The organism is Streptococcus mitis, assembly GCF_003942695.1.
GTDB classification, from domain to species: domain Bacteria; phylum Bacillota; class Bacilli; order Lactobacillales; family Streptococcaceae; genus Streptococcus; species Streptococcus mitis_BD.
Window position 1 is genome coordinate 14,024 of sequence record NZ_RJNU01000017.1, and the last position, 14,766, is coordinate 28,789.

Below are 14,766 nucleotides of genomic sequence, written 5' to 3' on the forward strand. Positions count from 1 at the left end.
AAAGGATATTATGGCTGAAGAAAGAGTAGAACCAAAACCAATTGATCTTGGTGAATATAAATTTGGTTTCCATGATGATGTAGAGCCTGTCCTATCGACAGGAAAAGGACTCAACGAAGGTGTTATTCGTGAATTATCTGCTGCCAAGGGTGAACCAGAGTGGATGTTAGAATTCCGTTTGAAGTCTTATGAAACCTTCAAAAAAATGCCCATGCAGACTTGGGGAGCAGACTTGTCAGAGATTGACTTTGATGACTTGATCTATTACCAAAAACCATCTGATAAACCTGCCCGTTCTTGGGATGATGTACCTGAAAAGATCAAAGAAACCTTTGAACGTATCGGAATTCCAGAAGCTGAACGTGCTTATCTAGCAGGGGCTTCTGCCCAGTACGAATCAGAAGTGGTATACCATAACATGAAGGAAGAGTTTGAGAAGTTAGGAATTATCTTTACAGATACAGATTCTGCCCTCAAGGAATACCCAGATTTGTTTAAACAATACTTCGCTAAGCTTGTACCTCCGACTGATAACAAGTTGGCAGCCCTTAACTCAGCAGTATGGTCTGGTGGAACTTTTATCTACGTACCAAAAGGAGTCAAGGTAGATATTCCACTTCAAACATACTTCCGTATCAACAATGAAAATACTGGTCAGTTTGAACGTACCTTAATTATCGTTGATGAAGGAGCAAGTGTCCACTACGTAGAAGGATGTACAGCACCAACTTATTCAAGTAACAGCTTGCACGCTGCCATTGTAGAAATCTTTGCCTTAGACGGAGCTTATATGCGTTATACGACTATCCAAAACTGGTCTGATAACGTCTATAACTTGGTAACCAAACGTGCCAAAGCTTTGAAAGATGCGACTGTTGAGTGGATCGATGGAAACTTGGGTGCCAAAACGACTATGAAATACCCATCTGTTTACCTAGATGGAGAAGGAGCGCGTGGTACCATGCTTTCGATTGCCTTTGCTAATGCAGGGCAACACCAAGATACGGGTGCCAAGATGATCCACAATGCTCCACATACCAGCTCGTCTATCGTGTCTAAATCCATCGCTAAAGGCGGTGGTAAGGTAGACTATCGTGGACAAGTAACTTTTAACAAAAACTCTAAGAAATCTGTTTCCCACATTGAGTGTGACACCATTATCATGGATGACTTGTCAGCGTCAGATACCATTCCATTTAATGAAATCCATAACTCGCAAGTTGCTTTGGAGCACGAAGCCAAGGTATCTAAGATTTCAGAAGAACAACTCTACTACCTCATGAGCCGTGGCTTGTCAGAATCTGAGGCAACTGAGATGATTGTCATGGGATTTGTGGAGCCCTTCACAAAAGAACTTCCAATGGAATACGCAGTTGAGCTGAATCGCTTGATTAGCTATGAAATGGAAGGTTCAGTTGGGTAAGAATATGCAAAATCTGAACAGGAAGTTTTCCTGTTCAGAATTTTTTCAAAAAAGAACCTAATAAATATTCACAAAAATACTTTTATATGGTAAAATAAAACAATTACATTTAGTGGAGATGAAGTATGAATATTTTTAGAACCAAGGATGTTAGTCTGAGACAGACAGAGATGCATCGCCATTTGAAATTGTGGGATTTGATTCTTCTAGGGATTGGTGCCATGGTGGGGACAGGGATTTTCACCATTACAGGAACAGCAGCGGCTACCCTAGCTGGTCCATCACTAGTGATTTCCATTGTGATTTCTGCCCTGTGTGTTTCTCTATCAGCCCTCTTTTTCGCAGAATTTGCCTCTCGTGTGCCTGCAACTGGTGGTGCTTATAGTTACCTCTATGCCATTTTAGGAGAATTGCCAGCCTGGATTGCTGGCTGGTTGACCATCATGGAATTCATGACGGCTGTTTCAGGTGTGGCGTCTGGCTGGGCAGCTTACTTTAAGGGATTGCTCAGTAATTATGGTATCTCCATGCCCCAAGCCTTGAATGGAACCTTTAACCCTAAACAGGGAACCTATATCGATCTTCTGCCTATTTTAGTACTTACCTTGGTAACGGGATTGGTTTTGTTAAATTCCAAGGCAGCCTTACGCTTTAATTCGCTTCTAGTGGTCTTGAAATTCTCAGCTCTCGCATTATTTATCCTAGTTGGTATTTGGTACATCAAGCCTGAAAATTGGTCGAATTTTGCTCCTTTTGGTTTTGGTCAGCTTTATGGAGGAAGTACTGGGATTATGGCAGGAGCCTCTTTGATGTTCTTTGGTTTTCTCGGTTTTGAGTCTATTTCCATGGCAGTTGATGAAATTCAAAGTCCGCAAAAAAATATTCCCCGCGGAATCGTGCTTTCTCTGACAATCGTCACTATTCTCTATGCCTTGGTAACAATAGTATTGACTGGGATTGTTCACTATAGCCAACTCAATGTGGATGATGCAGTGGCCTTTTCATTGCGTAGTATCGGAATTGGCTGGGCAGCCAACTATGTTTCACTGGTAGCCATTCTAACCCTGATAACCGTATGTATTTCCATGACCTACGCTCTTTCTCGAATGGTTTACAGCTTAGCACGTGATGGTCTATTACCTCGAAGTTTTAAACAGCTAAGTAAAACTAGCCGGGTTCCAAAGAATGCGACCATCTTAACAGGAGTTGCTTCAGCCATTGCAGCAGGAGTCTTTCCGCTAGCCAGTATCGCTGCCTTTTTAAATATCTGTACACTAGCCTATCTAATTCTACTTGCCTACGGTATTATCAAGCTCAGAAAGGATAAGGGCATGCCAAAAGAAGGAGAATTCAAAACTCCTTTAGTGCCGCTTTTGCCGATCCTTTCCATCCTTATCTGTGTTTCCTTTATGCTTCAGTATACCAAGGAAACATGGATTGCCTTTGGACTTGCTTTGTTGGTTGGACTAGTGATTTACTTTCCTTATGGCTATCGTCACTCTACACTTTTTGAAGAAGAATAAAAGCTGGGAATTCCCAGCTTTTTTAATCTTTTACATAAGTAAATCCCTCACCCAGAATTTCATGAGCCTCAGTGATGGTGATAAAGGCTTGAGGATCGATTTGGTGAATCACATCCTTCATTTTAACGATTTCATTTCGACCGACGATACAGTAGATAATTTTTAAATCCTTTTTGCTGTAGTAGCCTTGACCAGATATAAAGGTTACGCCACGTCCGAGTTCATCGTTAATTTTCTCGGCTAACTGATCTGGAAATTGAGTTATAATCATAAATCCTTTACCAGCATAACCTCCTTCACCGATCAGGTCGATAACACGAGCGATGATAAAGTCAAATAAGAGAGTATAAGTCACTAGGCGCAAATCTTGGAAGATAATCAAAATCAACATTAGAATAATGAAATCAAGCGAGAAAAGCAATTTTCCAATTGAAATATTGGTGTATTTGTTGAGGATGCGAGCAACAATATCTGATCCACCTGTTGTACCACCAGCATTAAAGATGATTCCCAAACCAACTCCCAGTAAAACACCAGAAACTAAAGAGACGATAATGAGATCGCCTTGCAAGTCAAATTGTAAAGGAATTCGTTCAAAGACAGCAAGCCAGATCGAGAGGGAAATGGTTCCCAAAAGACTGGAGTAGAGAGTCTTAGAACCAAATATTTTCCAGGCTAGGATAAATAAAGGAATATTTATCAAGAGGTTCATCAATGAGACTGGAATTTTAAAGAGATAGAAGGTAATCAATGTGATACCAGTTGCTCCGCCTTCAAATAAATGGTGAGGAACTACAAAATAGGTGAGACCAAAGGCATAAATAGCTGCCCCAAGTATGATAGTAATAATAGGCTGAACTTTTCGGATCATGACTTTCCCTCGCTTTTCTATAGATAGATTATACCAAAATTCCAAGCTTTTTCATTGGATTCATTATGATTTTTTAACAATTTTTTGATATAATAAAAGTGATAAATCCCTATCTTATTGAGAAGAATAGAAAGATTGAAGATATGACACAAGTAAAAATTGTAACTGATTCCTCTGTTACTATTGAACCAGAAGTAGTTAAAGAATTAAATATCACCGTTGTTCCTTTATCTGTGATGATTGATGGTATCCTTTATTCTGATGCAGATTTGAAAGAGGGAGAATTCCTTCATCTTATGCAAGAGAGTAAAAATCTGCCTAAAACTAGTCAGCCTCCAGTGGGAGTATTTGCTGAAGTCTTTGAAGAACTAGGTAAAGATGGCAGTCAGATACTCGCTATTCACATGTCCCATGCCTTGTCTGGAACCGTTGAAGCTGCTCGCCAAGGGGCAAGTCTCTCAACTGCTGATGTGACCGTTATTGATAGTTCTTTTACAGATCAGGCGATGAAGTTTCAAGTTGTTGAAGCTGCTAAACTTGCCCAAGAAGGCAAAGATTTAGAAACCATCTTGACATGTGTGGAAGAGGTAAAGAAACATACTGAACTCTATATCGGTGTTTCAACATTAGAAAACCTAGTTAAGGGTGGACGTATCGGACGTGTGACAGGCTTGATCAGTTCTCTGTTGAATATTCGTGTCGTCATGCAAATGAAGAACCATGAACTCCAACCTATTGTAAAGGGGCGCGGTGCTAAGACATTTAAAAAATGGCTTGACGAGTTGGCCGAGACCCTTTCTCATAAATCCGTTGCGGAAATTGGAATTTCCTACGCTGGTACTAATGAATGGGCCAATGAGATGAAGAATGTTTTACAAACTTATGTAGAAAAACCAATCTCAGTACTGGAAACAGGCTCTATTATTCAGACGCATACAGGTGAAAATGCGTGGGCTGTCTTGGTTCGATATCATTCCTAAAAAAATAGAGAAAAATCGTTAGAAATAGCGTTTTTGACTTGACCTGTGGGCAATTTTAGGATATGATTATATTTGTTAATTAGAAATTATTTGGAGGAATTATTAACATGGCAAACAAACAAGATTTGATCGCTAAAGTAGCAGAAGCTACAGAATTGACTAAGAAAGATTCAGCAGCAGCAGTTGACGCTGTATTTGCAGCAGTAACTGAATACCTTGCAGCTGGTGAAAAAGTTCAATTGATTGGTTTTGGTAACTTTGAAGTTCGTGAGCGTGCTGCACGTAAAGGTCGCAACCCACAAACTGGTAAAGAAATCAAAATCGCAGCTTCTAAAGTTCCAGCATTCAAAGCTGGTAAAGCTCTTAAAGACGCTGTTAAATAATGAATTTGGAAAAAGCCTGTCATATCAAGCATTTGAGCTTGTGCGACAGGCTTTTTTGTTTTGGAAAATATGATTTTATCGTTCTGTGCAAAAAGAAAAAGGCTCCCATGAAATGAGAACCTTCTTTTAATTAGTTTTTAGAAGCTGCTTGGAATTCAGGGTTTTTCCATGCTTCATCAATGATTGCTTGCAATTCTTTAGCAGATGCTTGCATTTTTTGAGTTTCCGCATCGTTCAATGGGATGTTTACTGGACGAACGATACCGTGTGCACCAACAACAGCTGGTTGACCGATAAAGACATCTTTCACACCGTATTGACCTTCTTGGAATACAGAAAGTGGAAGGACTGCATTTTCGTCATCAAGGATTGCTTTTGTGATACGAGCAAGTGCTACGGCGATACCATAGTATGTAGCTCCTTTTTTGTTGATGATTGTGTAAGCAGCATCACGAACACCTTCGAATAATTCAATCAATTCAGCTTCTTGAACGTTTTGAGTGTCTTTAAGGAATTCTTCAAGGTTTACACCAGCGATGTTGGCATGTGACCAAACAGCGAATTCAGAGTCTCCGTGTTCACCCATGATGTAGGCGTGAACTGAACGAGCATCAACATCCAATTTTTCAGCAAGTGCTTGACGGAAACGAGCTGAGTCAAGTGAAGTACCTGAACCGATAACACGTTCTTTAGGGAATCCAGAGAATTTCCAAGTTGAGTAAGTCAAAACGTCAACTGGGTTAGCAGCAACAAGGAAGATACCATCAAAACCTGATTCAACAACTTGTGTTACGATTGATTTGTTGATAGCCAAGTTTTTACCTACAAGGTCAAGGCGAGTTTCACCTGGTTTTTGAGGAGCACCTGCAGTGATAACAACAAGGTCAGCGTCTGCACAGTCAGAGTATTGAGCAGCGTAGATTTTTTTAGGTGAAGTGAAGGCAAGGGCGTGACTAAGGTCAAGCGCATCACCAACAGCTTTTTCGTGTAATTGTGGAATTTCGATAATTCCAAGCTCTTGTGCAATTCCTTGGTTAACAAGTGCGAAAGCGTAAGATGAACCTACGGCACCGTCACCAACAAGGATCACTTTTTTGTGTTGTTTAGTTGAAGTCATTATCTAAACATCTCCTTCATTTTTTTTAGGGGAATCCCCAGACACTTTCATTCTATCACTTTTAAAAAGCTTTGTCACGAATATTCTATTCGGTTATCGATGTAAACGTTTTAGTAGTTTCAGAAGCCTGAAATAAAGGACATTTTATGGTATAATATATCTAATTACTAATAGTGAAATGAGGCATTTATTAATGCAGGATAAAAATTTAGTGAATGTCAATCTGACAAAGGAGATGAAGACCAGTTTTATCGATTACGCCATGAGTGTTATCGTAGCGCGTGCTCTTCCTGATGTTCGAGATGGCTTGAAGCCTGTTCACCGCCGTATTCTTTACGGAATGAATGAACTAGGTGTTACACCAGATAAACCTCATAAAAAATCAGCCCGTATTACAGGGGACGTTATGGGTAAATACCACCCACACGGTGACTCGTCTATTTATGAAGCCATGGTCCGTATGGCTCAGTGGTGGAGCTACCGTTACATGCTTGTGGATGGGCATGGAAACTTTGGTTCTATGGATGGAGACGGTGCTGCCGCGCAGCGATATACTGAGGCACGCATGAGTAAGATTGCTCTGGAAATGCTTCGTGATATCAATAAAAACACCGTTGATTTCGTAGATAACTACGATGCTAACGAACGTGAACCCTTGGTCTTGCCAGCTCGTTTTCCAAACCTTTTGGTCAATGGGGCAACTGGGATTGCCGTAGGGATGGCTACCAACATTCCTCCTCACAACTTGGGTGAAACCATTGATGCTGTGAAGCTCGTCATGGACAATCCAGATGTGACGACTAAGGACTTGATGGAAGTCTTGCCTGGTCCAGATTTTCCAACTGGTGCTCTTGTTATGGGGAAATCAGGGATTCATAAGGCCTATGAGACTGGTAAAGGTTCCATTGTCCTTCGTTCTCGTACAGAGATTGAAACTACTAAGACGGGTCGTGAGCGCATCGTTGTAACAGAATTTCCTTACATGGTCAATAAAACCAAGGTCCATGAGCATATTGTTCGCTTAGTTCAGGAAAAACGCCTTGAGGGCATTACAGCCGTACGTGATGAGTCCAACCGTGAAGGCGTTCGCTTTGTAATCGAGGTTAAACGCGACGCGTCTGCCAACGTTATCCTTAACAACCTCTTCAAGATGACCCAGATGCAAACCAATTTTGGTTTCAACATGTTGGCGATTCAAAATGGCGTGCCAAAAATCTTGTCCCTTCGTCAAATTTTGGATGCTTATATCGAGCACCAAAAAGAAGTGGTTGTTCGCCGTACTCGTTTTGACAAGGAAAAAGCAGAAGCGCGTGCGCACATCTTAGAAGGTCTTTTAATCGCTCTGGATCACATTGATGAAGTGATTCGTATTATCCGTGCTAGTGAAACGGATGCGGAAGCGCAAGCTGAGTTGATGAGCAAGTTCAAGCTTTCTGAACGTCAAAGTCAAGCTATCCTTGATATGCGTCTTCGTCGTTTGACAGGATTGGAACGTGATAAGATTCAGTCTGAATATGATGAATTGATTGCCTTGATTGCAGATTTGGCTGATATTCTTGCCAAACCCGAGCGCGTTGCTCAAATCATCAAAGAGGAGCTAGACGAAGTCAAACGTAAGTTTGGTGACAAGCGTCGCACGGAGTTGATGATCGGAGAAGTCTTAACTCTTGAAGATGAAGATTTGATTGAAGAAACGGATGTCTTGATTACCCTATCTAACAAGGGCTATATCAAACGTTTGGACCAAGGTGAGTTCACTGCTCAAAAACGTGGTGGCCGTGGAGTTCAAGGTACGGGAGTTAAGGATGATGACTTTGTGCGTGAGTTGGTTTCAACCAGCACCCATGATCATTTGCTCTTCTTTACTAATAAAGGGCGCGTCTATCGCCTTAAAGGTTATGAAATCCCAGAATACGGTCGTACAGCTAAGGGATTGCCTGTTGTCAATCTTTTGAAGTTGGACGAAGGCGAAAGCATTCAGACCATCATCAACGTTGAGTCTGAGCGTAGTGATGACGCTTATCTCTTCTTTACAACTCGTCACGGTATCGTGAAGCGAACTAGTGTCAAAGAGTTCGCTAATATTCGTCAAAATGGACTTAAAGCCTTGAATCTCAAGGATGAAGACGAATTAATTAATGTCTTGCTGACAGAAGAAGATACGGATATTATCATTGGTACCAAGTTTGGTTATGCTGTTCGCTTTAATCAATCAGCTGTCCGTGGCATGAGCCGTATCGCGACAGGTGTTCGAGGAGTCAATCTTCGTGAAGGAGACACAGTAGTTGGTGCTAGCGTGATTACAAACCAAGACGAAGTTCTTATCATCACTGAAAAAGGTTATGGTAAACGTACTCTTGCTACTGAATATCCAACTAAAGGCCGTGGTGGTAAAGGGATGAAGACAGCCAATGTTGCTGAGAAGAATGGTCCTCTTGCAGGTCTCCTCACTGTTAAAGGTGATGAAGACCTGATGATTATCACGGATACAGGTGTCATGATCCGAACAAACGTTGCCAATATTTCACAAACAGGACGCTCAACTATGGGAGTGAAGGTGATGCGTCTAGACCAGGATGCTAAGATTGTGACCTTCACAACGGTTGCTGCAGCAGAAAAAGAAGAGGTAGCAATAGAAGAGAAAACAGAGGGTGAAGCATAATGTCTCACAGAAAAATGAAGAAGAATAACCGTAAAAATATATTAATCAATATTTTAGCTGGATTTTTAATTCTTTTATCCCTTGCCTTGATTTTTAATGCTCAAATTCGTGACATCTTTATGGTTTGGAATACCAATAAATACCAAGTCAGTCAGGTGACTAAGGAAAAGATTGAGGAAAATAAAGAGACAGAAGGAAATTTCGATTTTGATTCTGTCAAATCCATTTCATCGGAAGCGGTGTTAGCTGCCCAGTGGGATGCTCAGCAACTTCCAGTTATCGGAGGGATTGCCATTCCTGAAGTAGAGATTAACCTACCTATTTTTAAAGGTTTAGATAATGTAAACTTGTTCTACGGGGCAGGGACCATGAAAGCAAACCAAAAAATGGGGGAAGGCAACTATTCTCTCGCTAGTCACCATATCTTTACTGCTGAAAATGCTAGCCAGATGCTCTTTTCACCTTTGGTCAATGCCAAGGAGGGAATGAAAATCTATCTGACTGATAAGGATAAGGTATACACCTATGAGATTCGTGAGGTGAAGCACGTAACGCCTGATCGCGTTGATGAAATTGAAGACCGTGATGGTATCAAAGAAATCACATTGGTGACCTGTGTCGACTATAATGCGACAGAGCGGATTATTGTTAAAGGTGATTTTAAAGAAGTTAAAGCTTATTCTGAAATATCTGACGATATCCTAAGCGCCTTTAATCAGCCATATAAACAACGTTATTAACCTCAAAAACCAGTGAATTGTATTTTTCACTGGTTTTTGTGTGAACAAAGAGGATTAAAAAACTCTTAAAGAAAAAGATGAGAAGTATTACAAGCGGAATTTTTTGAACAAAATTTTCATATTTTACAGGAAACGCTTTCTTGGAAACGAGAAATATGTTATAATTATCACAAATAAAAGTTTTAGGAGTTTTTTATGGTCTCTTCAGAATTTATCTCAAAGATTGAATTTGCTTGCAAGAAGAAAGAAGGTCTTTATAGCCAAAGCAAATTCAAGTATGCGATTCGTTCCATGTTTGCAGGTGCCTTTCTTACATTTAGTACGGCTGCAGGTGCAGTTGGGGCTGACTTGATTAATAAGATCGCTCCAGGTAGTGGACGTTTTCTTTTCCCATTCGTTTTTGCTTGGGGATTGGCTTACATTGTTTTCTTAAATGCTGAGTTGGTAACTTCCAACATGATGTTTTTGACTGCTGGTAGTTTCTTGAAAAAAATCTCTTGGAGAAAAACAGCTGAGATTTTACTTTACTGTACCTTGTTCAATATCATAGGAGCTTTGATAGCAGGTTGGGGATTTGCTCACTCAGCAGCCTATGCAAATCTGACACATGACAGCTTCATTTCAGGAGTTGTTGAGATGAAATTAGGCCGTTCCAATGAATTAGTCTTACTTGAAGGTATTTTAGCAAACGTCTTTGTAAACATTGCCATTCTCTCCTTTGTTTTGGTGAAAGATGGTGGGGCTAAACTTTGGCTTGTCTTATCAGCAATTTACATGTTTGTATTCTTAACAAACGAACACATTGCTGCGAACTTTGCTTCTTTTGCGATTGTTAAGTTCAGTGTTGCAGCAGATTCAATTGCTAACTTTGACATACCTAATATTCTTCGTCACTGGGGTGTAACCTTTGTCGGAAACTTTATCGGAGGAGGTCTCTTGATGGGCTTGCCTTACGCCTTCCTCAATAAAAACGAAGATACTTATGTAGATTAAAGAAATGAGCACGAGTGAATCGTGCTTTTTTGTTTGATGTGTAAGACTAGTCATAGTTGTTCCTTATATCAAAATATAGAAAAACGGTATTGGAAAAGACTAGCCCAAGATGATACAATATCCCTAATGAAGCTATTTGGAGGTCGTCATATGACTCGTGATTTTAAATTTGAAACTCTACAATTACATGCTGGGCAAGTAGTTGATCCAGCAACTAAGTCTCGTGCAGTACCGATTTATCAAACAACATCCTTCGTTTTTGATGACACGCAGGAAGGTGCGGATTTGTTTGCTTTGAGAAAACCAGGGAACATTTATACCCGTATCACAAATCCTACAACAGCAGCCTTTGAGGAAAGAATCGCTGCTCTTGAAGGTGGTGTTGGAGCACTAGCGACAGCATCAGGTATGGCCGCAGTGACTTATACGATTTTGGCGCTTGCTCACGCAGGTGACCATGTGGTGGCTGCGTCAACTATTTACGGTGGGACCTTCAATCTCTTGAAAGAAACCCTTCCTCGTTATGGGATTACAACAACCTTTGTGGATGTGGATAATTTGGAGGAAGTAGAAGCAGCTATCAATGACAATACCAAGCTTGTCTTGATTGAAACCTTGGGGAATCCCTTGATTAACATTCCTGACTTGGAAAAATTGGCTGAGATTGCGCATAAACATCAGATTCCTCTCGTTTCGGACAACACATTTGCCACACCATATTTGATTAACGTCTTCTCTCACGGTGTAGATATTGCCATTCACTCAGCAACTAAGTTTATCGGTGGGCATGGTACGACTATTGGAGGAGTGATTGTCGATAGTGGTCGTTTTGACTGGGCAGCTTCAGGGAAGTTCCCTCAATTTGTTGAGGAAGACCCAAGTTACCATAACTTGAGCTATACTCGGGATGTGGGTGCAGCAGCCTTTATTATCGCTGTTCGTGTTCAATTGCTCCGTGATACAGGTGCGGCCTTGTCACCATTTAATGCCTTTCTCTTGCTCCAAGGACTTGAAACTCTTTCACTTCGTGTGGAACGCCATGTGCAAAATGCAGAGAAAATTGTTGATTTCCTTGTCAACCATCCTAAGGTAGAAAAAGTCAACTATCCAAAACTAGCTGACAGTCCATATCATGCCTTGGCTGAGAAATATTTGCCAAAAGGTGTTGGTTCAATCTTTACCTTCCATGTTAAAGGTGGAGAGACAGAAGCTCGCAAGGTGATTGATAATTTGGAAATCTTCTCTGACCTTGCAAACGTAGCAGATGCCAAATCTCTTGTTGTCCATCCCGCGACAACCACTCACGGTCAGTTGTCAGAAAAAGATCTAGAAGCAGCAGGTGTCACACCAAACCAAATCCGCTTGTCTATCGGACTTGAAAATGTAGATGATTTGATTGAAGATTTGCGTTTGGCCTTGGAAAAAATTTAAAGTAAAAGATATAAACAGTGGGTTTCGACTCGCTGTTTTTGATTTTCCCTCAGGCATGATATAATGGATAATGAAGTCTAGAAAGAGGAAAGTTATGAACGAAATTAAATGCCCCAATTGTGGAGAAGTCTTTACAGTAAATGAAAGCCAGTATGCCGAACTCATATCTCAAGTGAGAACGACAGAGTTTGACAAGGAATTGCATGATCGAATCAAGCAAGAATTGGCCTTGGCTGAGCAAAAGGCCATGAATGAGCAACAGTCTAAACTAGCTCAAAAAGACCAAGAAATCGCTCAATTACAGAGTCAAATTCAAAACTTTGATACAGAGAAAGAACTGGCTAAAAAAGAGGTTGAACAGTCAAGTCATGAGGCTCTCTTAGCCAAGGACAAGGAAGTGCAGGCCTTGGAAAACCAATTGGCTACCTTGCGTTTAGAGCATGAAAATCAACTGCAAAAGACCCTTTCTGACCTAGAAAAAGAACGAGATCAAGTTAAAAATCAGCTCCTCTTGCAGGAAAAGGAAAATGAGTTATCTTTGGCTTCTGTTAAGCAGAATTACGAAGCCCAGCTTAAGGCGGCTAATGAGCAAGTCGAATTTTACAAGAATTTCAAAGCCCAACAATCCACAAAAGCTATCGGGGAAAGTTTGGAACAGTATGCAGAGAGTGAGTTTAACAAGGTTCGTAGTTTTGCCTTTCCAAATGCCTACTTTGAGAAGGATAACAAGGTCTCTGCGCGTGGTTCTAAGGGGGACTTTATCTTCCGAGAATGTGATGAAAATGGAGTCGAAATCATTTCTATCATGTTCGAGATGAAAAATGAAGCGGACGGGACAGAGAAGAAGCATAAGAATGCGGACTTCTACAAGGAATTGGACAAAGATCGTCGTGAAAAGAACTGTGAGTATGCTGTTTTGGTGACCATGCTTGAGGCCGATAACGACTACTTTAACACAGGGATTGTTGATGTCAGCCACGAGTATGAGAAAATGTACGTCGTCCGTCCCCAGTTCTTTATTCAGCTGATTGGTCTCTTGCGAAATGCTGCGCTTAATTCTTTGAAATACAAGCAAGAGTTGGCACTTGTCCGTGAACAAAACATTGATATCACTCACTTTGAGGAAGACTTGGATGCCTTCAAAGTAGCTTTTGCCAAAAACTACAACTCTGCTTCGACCAACTTTGGTAAAGCTATCGATGAGATCGACAAGGCCATCAAACGAATGGAAGAGGTCAAGAAGTTCCTTACTACATCTGAAAACCAACTCCGTCTTGCAAATAATAAACTGGAAGATGTTTCAGTTAAAAAATTGACCCGAAAAAATCCAACCATGAAAGCGAAGTTTGAAGCGCTGAAGGGGGAGTGAGGAAATAAGTTATGAAAAATGATATCAATTATGAAAATTTGATAGATGATGTAACAGAGGCTATAAAAAAGTTTAACTTAGTAATTTTTATTGGAGCAGGAGTTTCAATTGCTCAAGGTTATCCTAATTGGAACAATTATATTGAACATCTTATTAAGTATTGGCAAGGACAAGTTTTATCGGTAAGTGGTGAAAAAAGTCTTGGGAGAGAACATCATATAGTTTTTGATTTAATTAGCAAATCTAGTATTAGTAATAAACGTAAAGTGGATCTTGTAAACTATGAATTAAAAAAAGTTTTTGGTGAAGACTTTGAAAAGCGACGACTGGATTTTGAAAAAGGATATTTTAAAAATCTGCTACCATATTCAATAGTTAATAAAACAGTAGAATCTTTAGCGAGTTTAAATGCAATATTTATTACTTCTAACTACGACTATGAAATTGAAAATCATATTAAACGTTTAAATAATTCTGTAGTTACTATCAATGATCTTAATGAGTTTGTTAAGAACAAAGATGGAAAGTTACAATTTGGTGATGTTTTACATATCCACGGGACACCGGATTGTGATGTAAATTATTTTGTCAGTTCATCAGCAGATTATTCAAAAACCTATTTAAAAAATAGGGATAATTTTGAAAATTTAGTAACTTGGTTTAAAAAGACAAAACCTACAGTTTTATTTATAGGAGCAGGTCTTGAAGAAGATGAAATTTTATCTTTACTTTGTGAAGATAGTAAAAATTATGCATTGATGAAGTCAGAGAATACAGGTAATCAGAGGGCTGATGAACATTTTAGAGATGTTATTGAGGGATTTTTTAGTTCAGAAAATCATACTCAGATTATATGGTACGGCAAAAACTATGAGGATTTACCAATTTTTATGGAAAACTTGGTTTCTGACATAAATGATAAATTAGGAATACATGCATATAGAAAAGATTGGAATAATCTTTTAAATCCCTCGTTAAAACAAGAAGATTACAATAAATCATTAAATAATATTAGCAGTAATTTTAAGTATTTAAGTTCTCTTTTAAATAAGGTTATTGAGAATAATAATGATGACTTAAGTCGACTATTGTTGAATGGTTTATTACAGGGAAAAAATGTAAAAACAATTGAGTCAAACTCTTTCTCAATTTTCTGGACATTTATTGCTAAAAATATTGAAAAGTTAAGTGATAATGACTGGGAAGTAATTTACAAAATACTTTCTGAAGGTTATCAAAATTATTTTATTGATGATGTATTCTTTGTCTATAAT

Annotated in this window: 12 protein-coding genes; 10 read left to right on the plus strand and 2 right to left on the minus strand. The window is 39.6% G+C overall.

All coding sequences use genetic code 11. The annotated features are described in order from the left end of the window. The first annotated feature begins 10 nt into the window (after positions 1–10). Both sufB and D8852_RS09630 read left to right on the plus strand, forming a co-directional pair. The gene (gene sufB, locus D8852_RS09625) at positions 11–1,423 is read left to right on the plus strand and encodes a Fe-S cluster assembly protein SufB (RefSeq protein ID WP_000797062.1); all 1,413 of its coding nucleotides are present in this window, start codon (positions 11–13) and stop codon (positions 1,421–1,423) included. A gap of 125 nt (positions 1,424–1,548) precedes the next feature. Further along, on the plus strand, positions 1,549–2,946 hold the full coding sequence (locus tag D8852_RS09630) for an APC family permease (protein ID WP_125425670.1): 1,398 nt from the start codon (positions 1,549–1,551) through the stop codon (positions 2,944–2,946). A gap of 22 nt (positions 2,947–2,968) precedes the next feature. On the opposite strand, the gene D8852_RS09635 is transcribed toward D8852_RS09630, so the two are convergent. Further along, on the minus strand, positions 2,969–3,817 hold the full coding sequence (locus tag D8852_RS09635) for a YitT family protein (protein WP_125425672.1): 849 nt from the start codon (positions 3,815–3,817) through the stop codon (positions 2,969–2,971). A 143-nt stretch (positions 3,818–3,960) separates the two neighbouring features. Between D8852_RS09635 and D8852_RS09640 the strand changes: the two genes are divergently transcribed. Then, the gene (locus D8852_RS09640) at positions 3,961–4,797 is read left to right on the plus strand and encodes a DegV family protein (protein WP_125425674.1); all 837 of its coding nucleotides are present in this window, start codon (positions 3,961–3,963) and stop codon (positions 4,795–4,797) included. Positions 4,798–4,904: 107 nt separating this feature from the next. Next, positions 4,905–5,180, plus strand: a complete 276-nt coding sequence (locus D8852_RS09645) for an HU family DNA-binding protein (RefSeq protein ID WP_001284636.1) — start codon at positions 4,905–4,907, stop codon at positions 5,178–5,180. A gap of 130 nt (positions 5,181–5,310) precedes the next feature. Here the strand turns inward: D8852_RS09645 and D8852_RS09650 are convergent, their stop codons facing one another. Beyond that, a complete protein-coding gene (locus tag D8852_RS09650) occupies positions 5,311–6,297 on the minus strand; it encodes an L-lactate dehydrogenase (protein ID WP_125425676.1) in 987 nt (328 codons plus the stop codon). A gap of 193 nt (positions 6,298–6,490) precedes the next feature. On the opposite strand from D8852_RS09650, the gene gyrA reads away from it, so the two are divergent. From gyrA to D8852_RS09680, 6 genes are all read left to right on the plus strand, one after another. Beyond that, positions 6,491–8,959, plus strand: a complete 2,469-nt coding sequence (gene gyrA, locus D8852_RS09655; RefSeq protein ID WP_125425678.1) for a DNA gyrase subunit A — start codon at positions 6,491–6,493, stop codon at positions 8,957–8,959. Beyond that, positions 8,959–9,699 carry a class A sortase gene (locus tag D8852_RS09660; protein WP_125425680.1) on the plus strand — a complete coding sequence of 247 codons (741 nt, stop codon included), beginning with the start codon at positions 8,959–8,961 and terminating at the stop codon, positions 9,697–9,699. Before gyrA ends, D8852_RS09660 begins: the two co-directional genes overlap by 1 nt. 195 nt (positions 9,700–9,894) lie before the next feature. After that, positions 9,895–10,692: a formate/nitrite transporter family protein gene (locus tag D8852_RS09665; protein ID WP_125425682.1), complete on the plus strand. Its 798-nt coding sequence runs from the start codon at positions 9,895–9,897 to the stop codon at positions 10,690–10,692. 150 nt (positions 10,693–10,842) lie between these two features. Then, entirely contained in the window at positions 10,843–12,123 is a 1,281-nt protein-coding gene (locus D8852_RS09670; RefSeq protein ID WP_125425688.1) for an O-acetylhomoserine aminocarboxypropyltransferase/cysteine synthase family protein, read from the plus strand. Between the two features lie 94 nt (positions 12,124–12,217). Next, entirely contained in the window at positions 12,218–13,492 is a 1,275-nt protein-coding gene (locus tag D8852_RS09675; RefSeq protein ID WP_125425684.1) for a DUF2130 domain-containing protein, read from the plus strand. An 11-nt stretch (positions 13,493–13,503) separates the two neighbouring features. Then, positions 13,504–14,766: SIR2 family protein (locus tag D8852_RS09680; protein WP_125833926.1), on the plus strand; the 1,263-nt coding region annotated here is incomplete at its 3' end.

What these genes read in the sequence shown, in the direction of transcription:
- D8852_RS09650 (WP_125425676.1), bottom strand. Translation starts at nt 6,297, where the DNA reads ATGACTTCAACTAAACAACACAAAAAAGTGATCCTTGTTGGTGACGGT.
- D8852_RS09675 (WP_125425684.1), top strand. Translation starts at nt 12,218, where the DNA reads ATGAACGAAATTAAATGCCCCAATTGTGGAGAAGTCTTTACAGTAAAT.
- D8852_RS09660 (WP_125425680.1), top strand. Translation starts at nt 8,959, where the DNA reads ATGTCTCACAGAAAAATGAAGAAGAATAACCGTAAAAATATATTAATC.
- D8852_RS09630 (WP_125425670.1), top strand. Translation starts at nt 1,549, where the DNA reads ATGAATATTTTTAGAACCAAGGATGTTAGTCTGAGACAGACAGAGATG.
- gyrA (WP_125425678.1), top strand. Translation starts at nt 6,491, where the DNA reads ATGCAGGATAAAAATTTAGTGAATGTCAATCTGACAAAGGAGATGAAG.
- sufB (WP_000797062.1), top strand. Translation starts at nt 11, where the DNA reads ATGGCTGAAGAAAGAGTAGAACCAAAACCAATTGATCTTGGTGAATAT.
- D8852_RS09635 (WP_125425672.1), bottom strand. Translation starts at nt 3,817, where the DNA reads ATGATCCGAAAAGTTCAGCCTATTATTACTATCATACTTGGGGCAGCT.
- D8852_RS09670 (WP_125425688.1), top strand. Translation starts at nt 10,843, where the DNA reads ATGACTCGTGATTTTAAATTTGAAACTCTACAATTACATGCTGGGCAA.
- D8852_RS09665 (WP_125425682.1), top strand. Translation starts at nt 9,895, where the DNA reads ATGGTCTCTTCAGAATTTATCTCAAAGATTGAATTTGCTTGCAAGAAG.
- D8852_RS09640 (WP_125425674.1), top strand. Translation starts at nt 3,961, where the DNA reads ATGACACAAGTAAAAATTGTAACTGATTCCTCTGTTACTATTGAACCA.
- D8852_RS09645 (WP_001284636.1), top strand. Translation starts at nt 4,905, where the DNA reads ATGGCAAACAAACAAGATTTGATCGCTAAAGTAGCAGAAGCTACAGAA.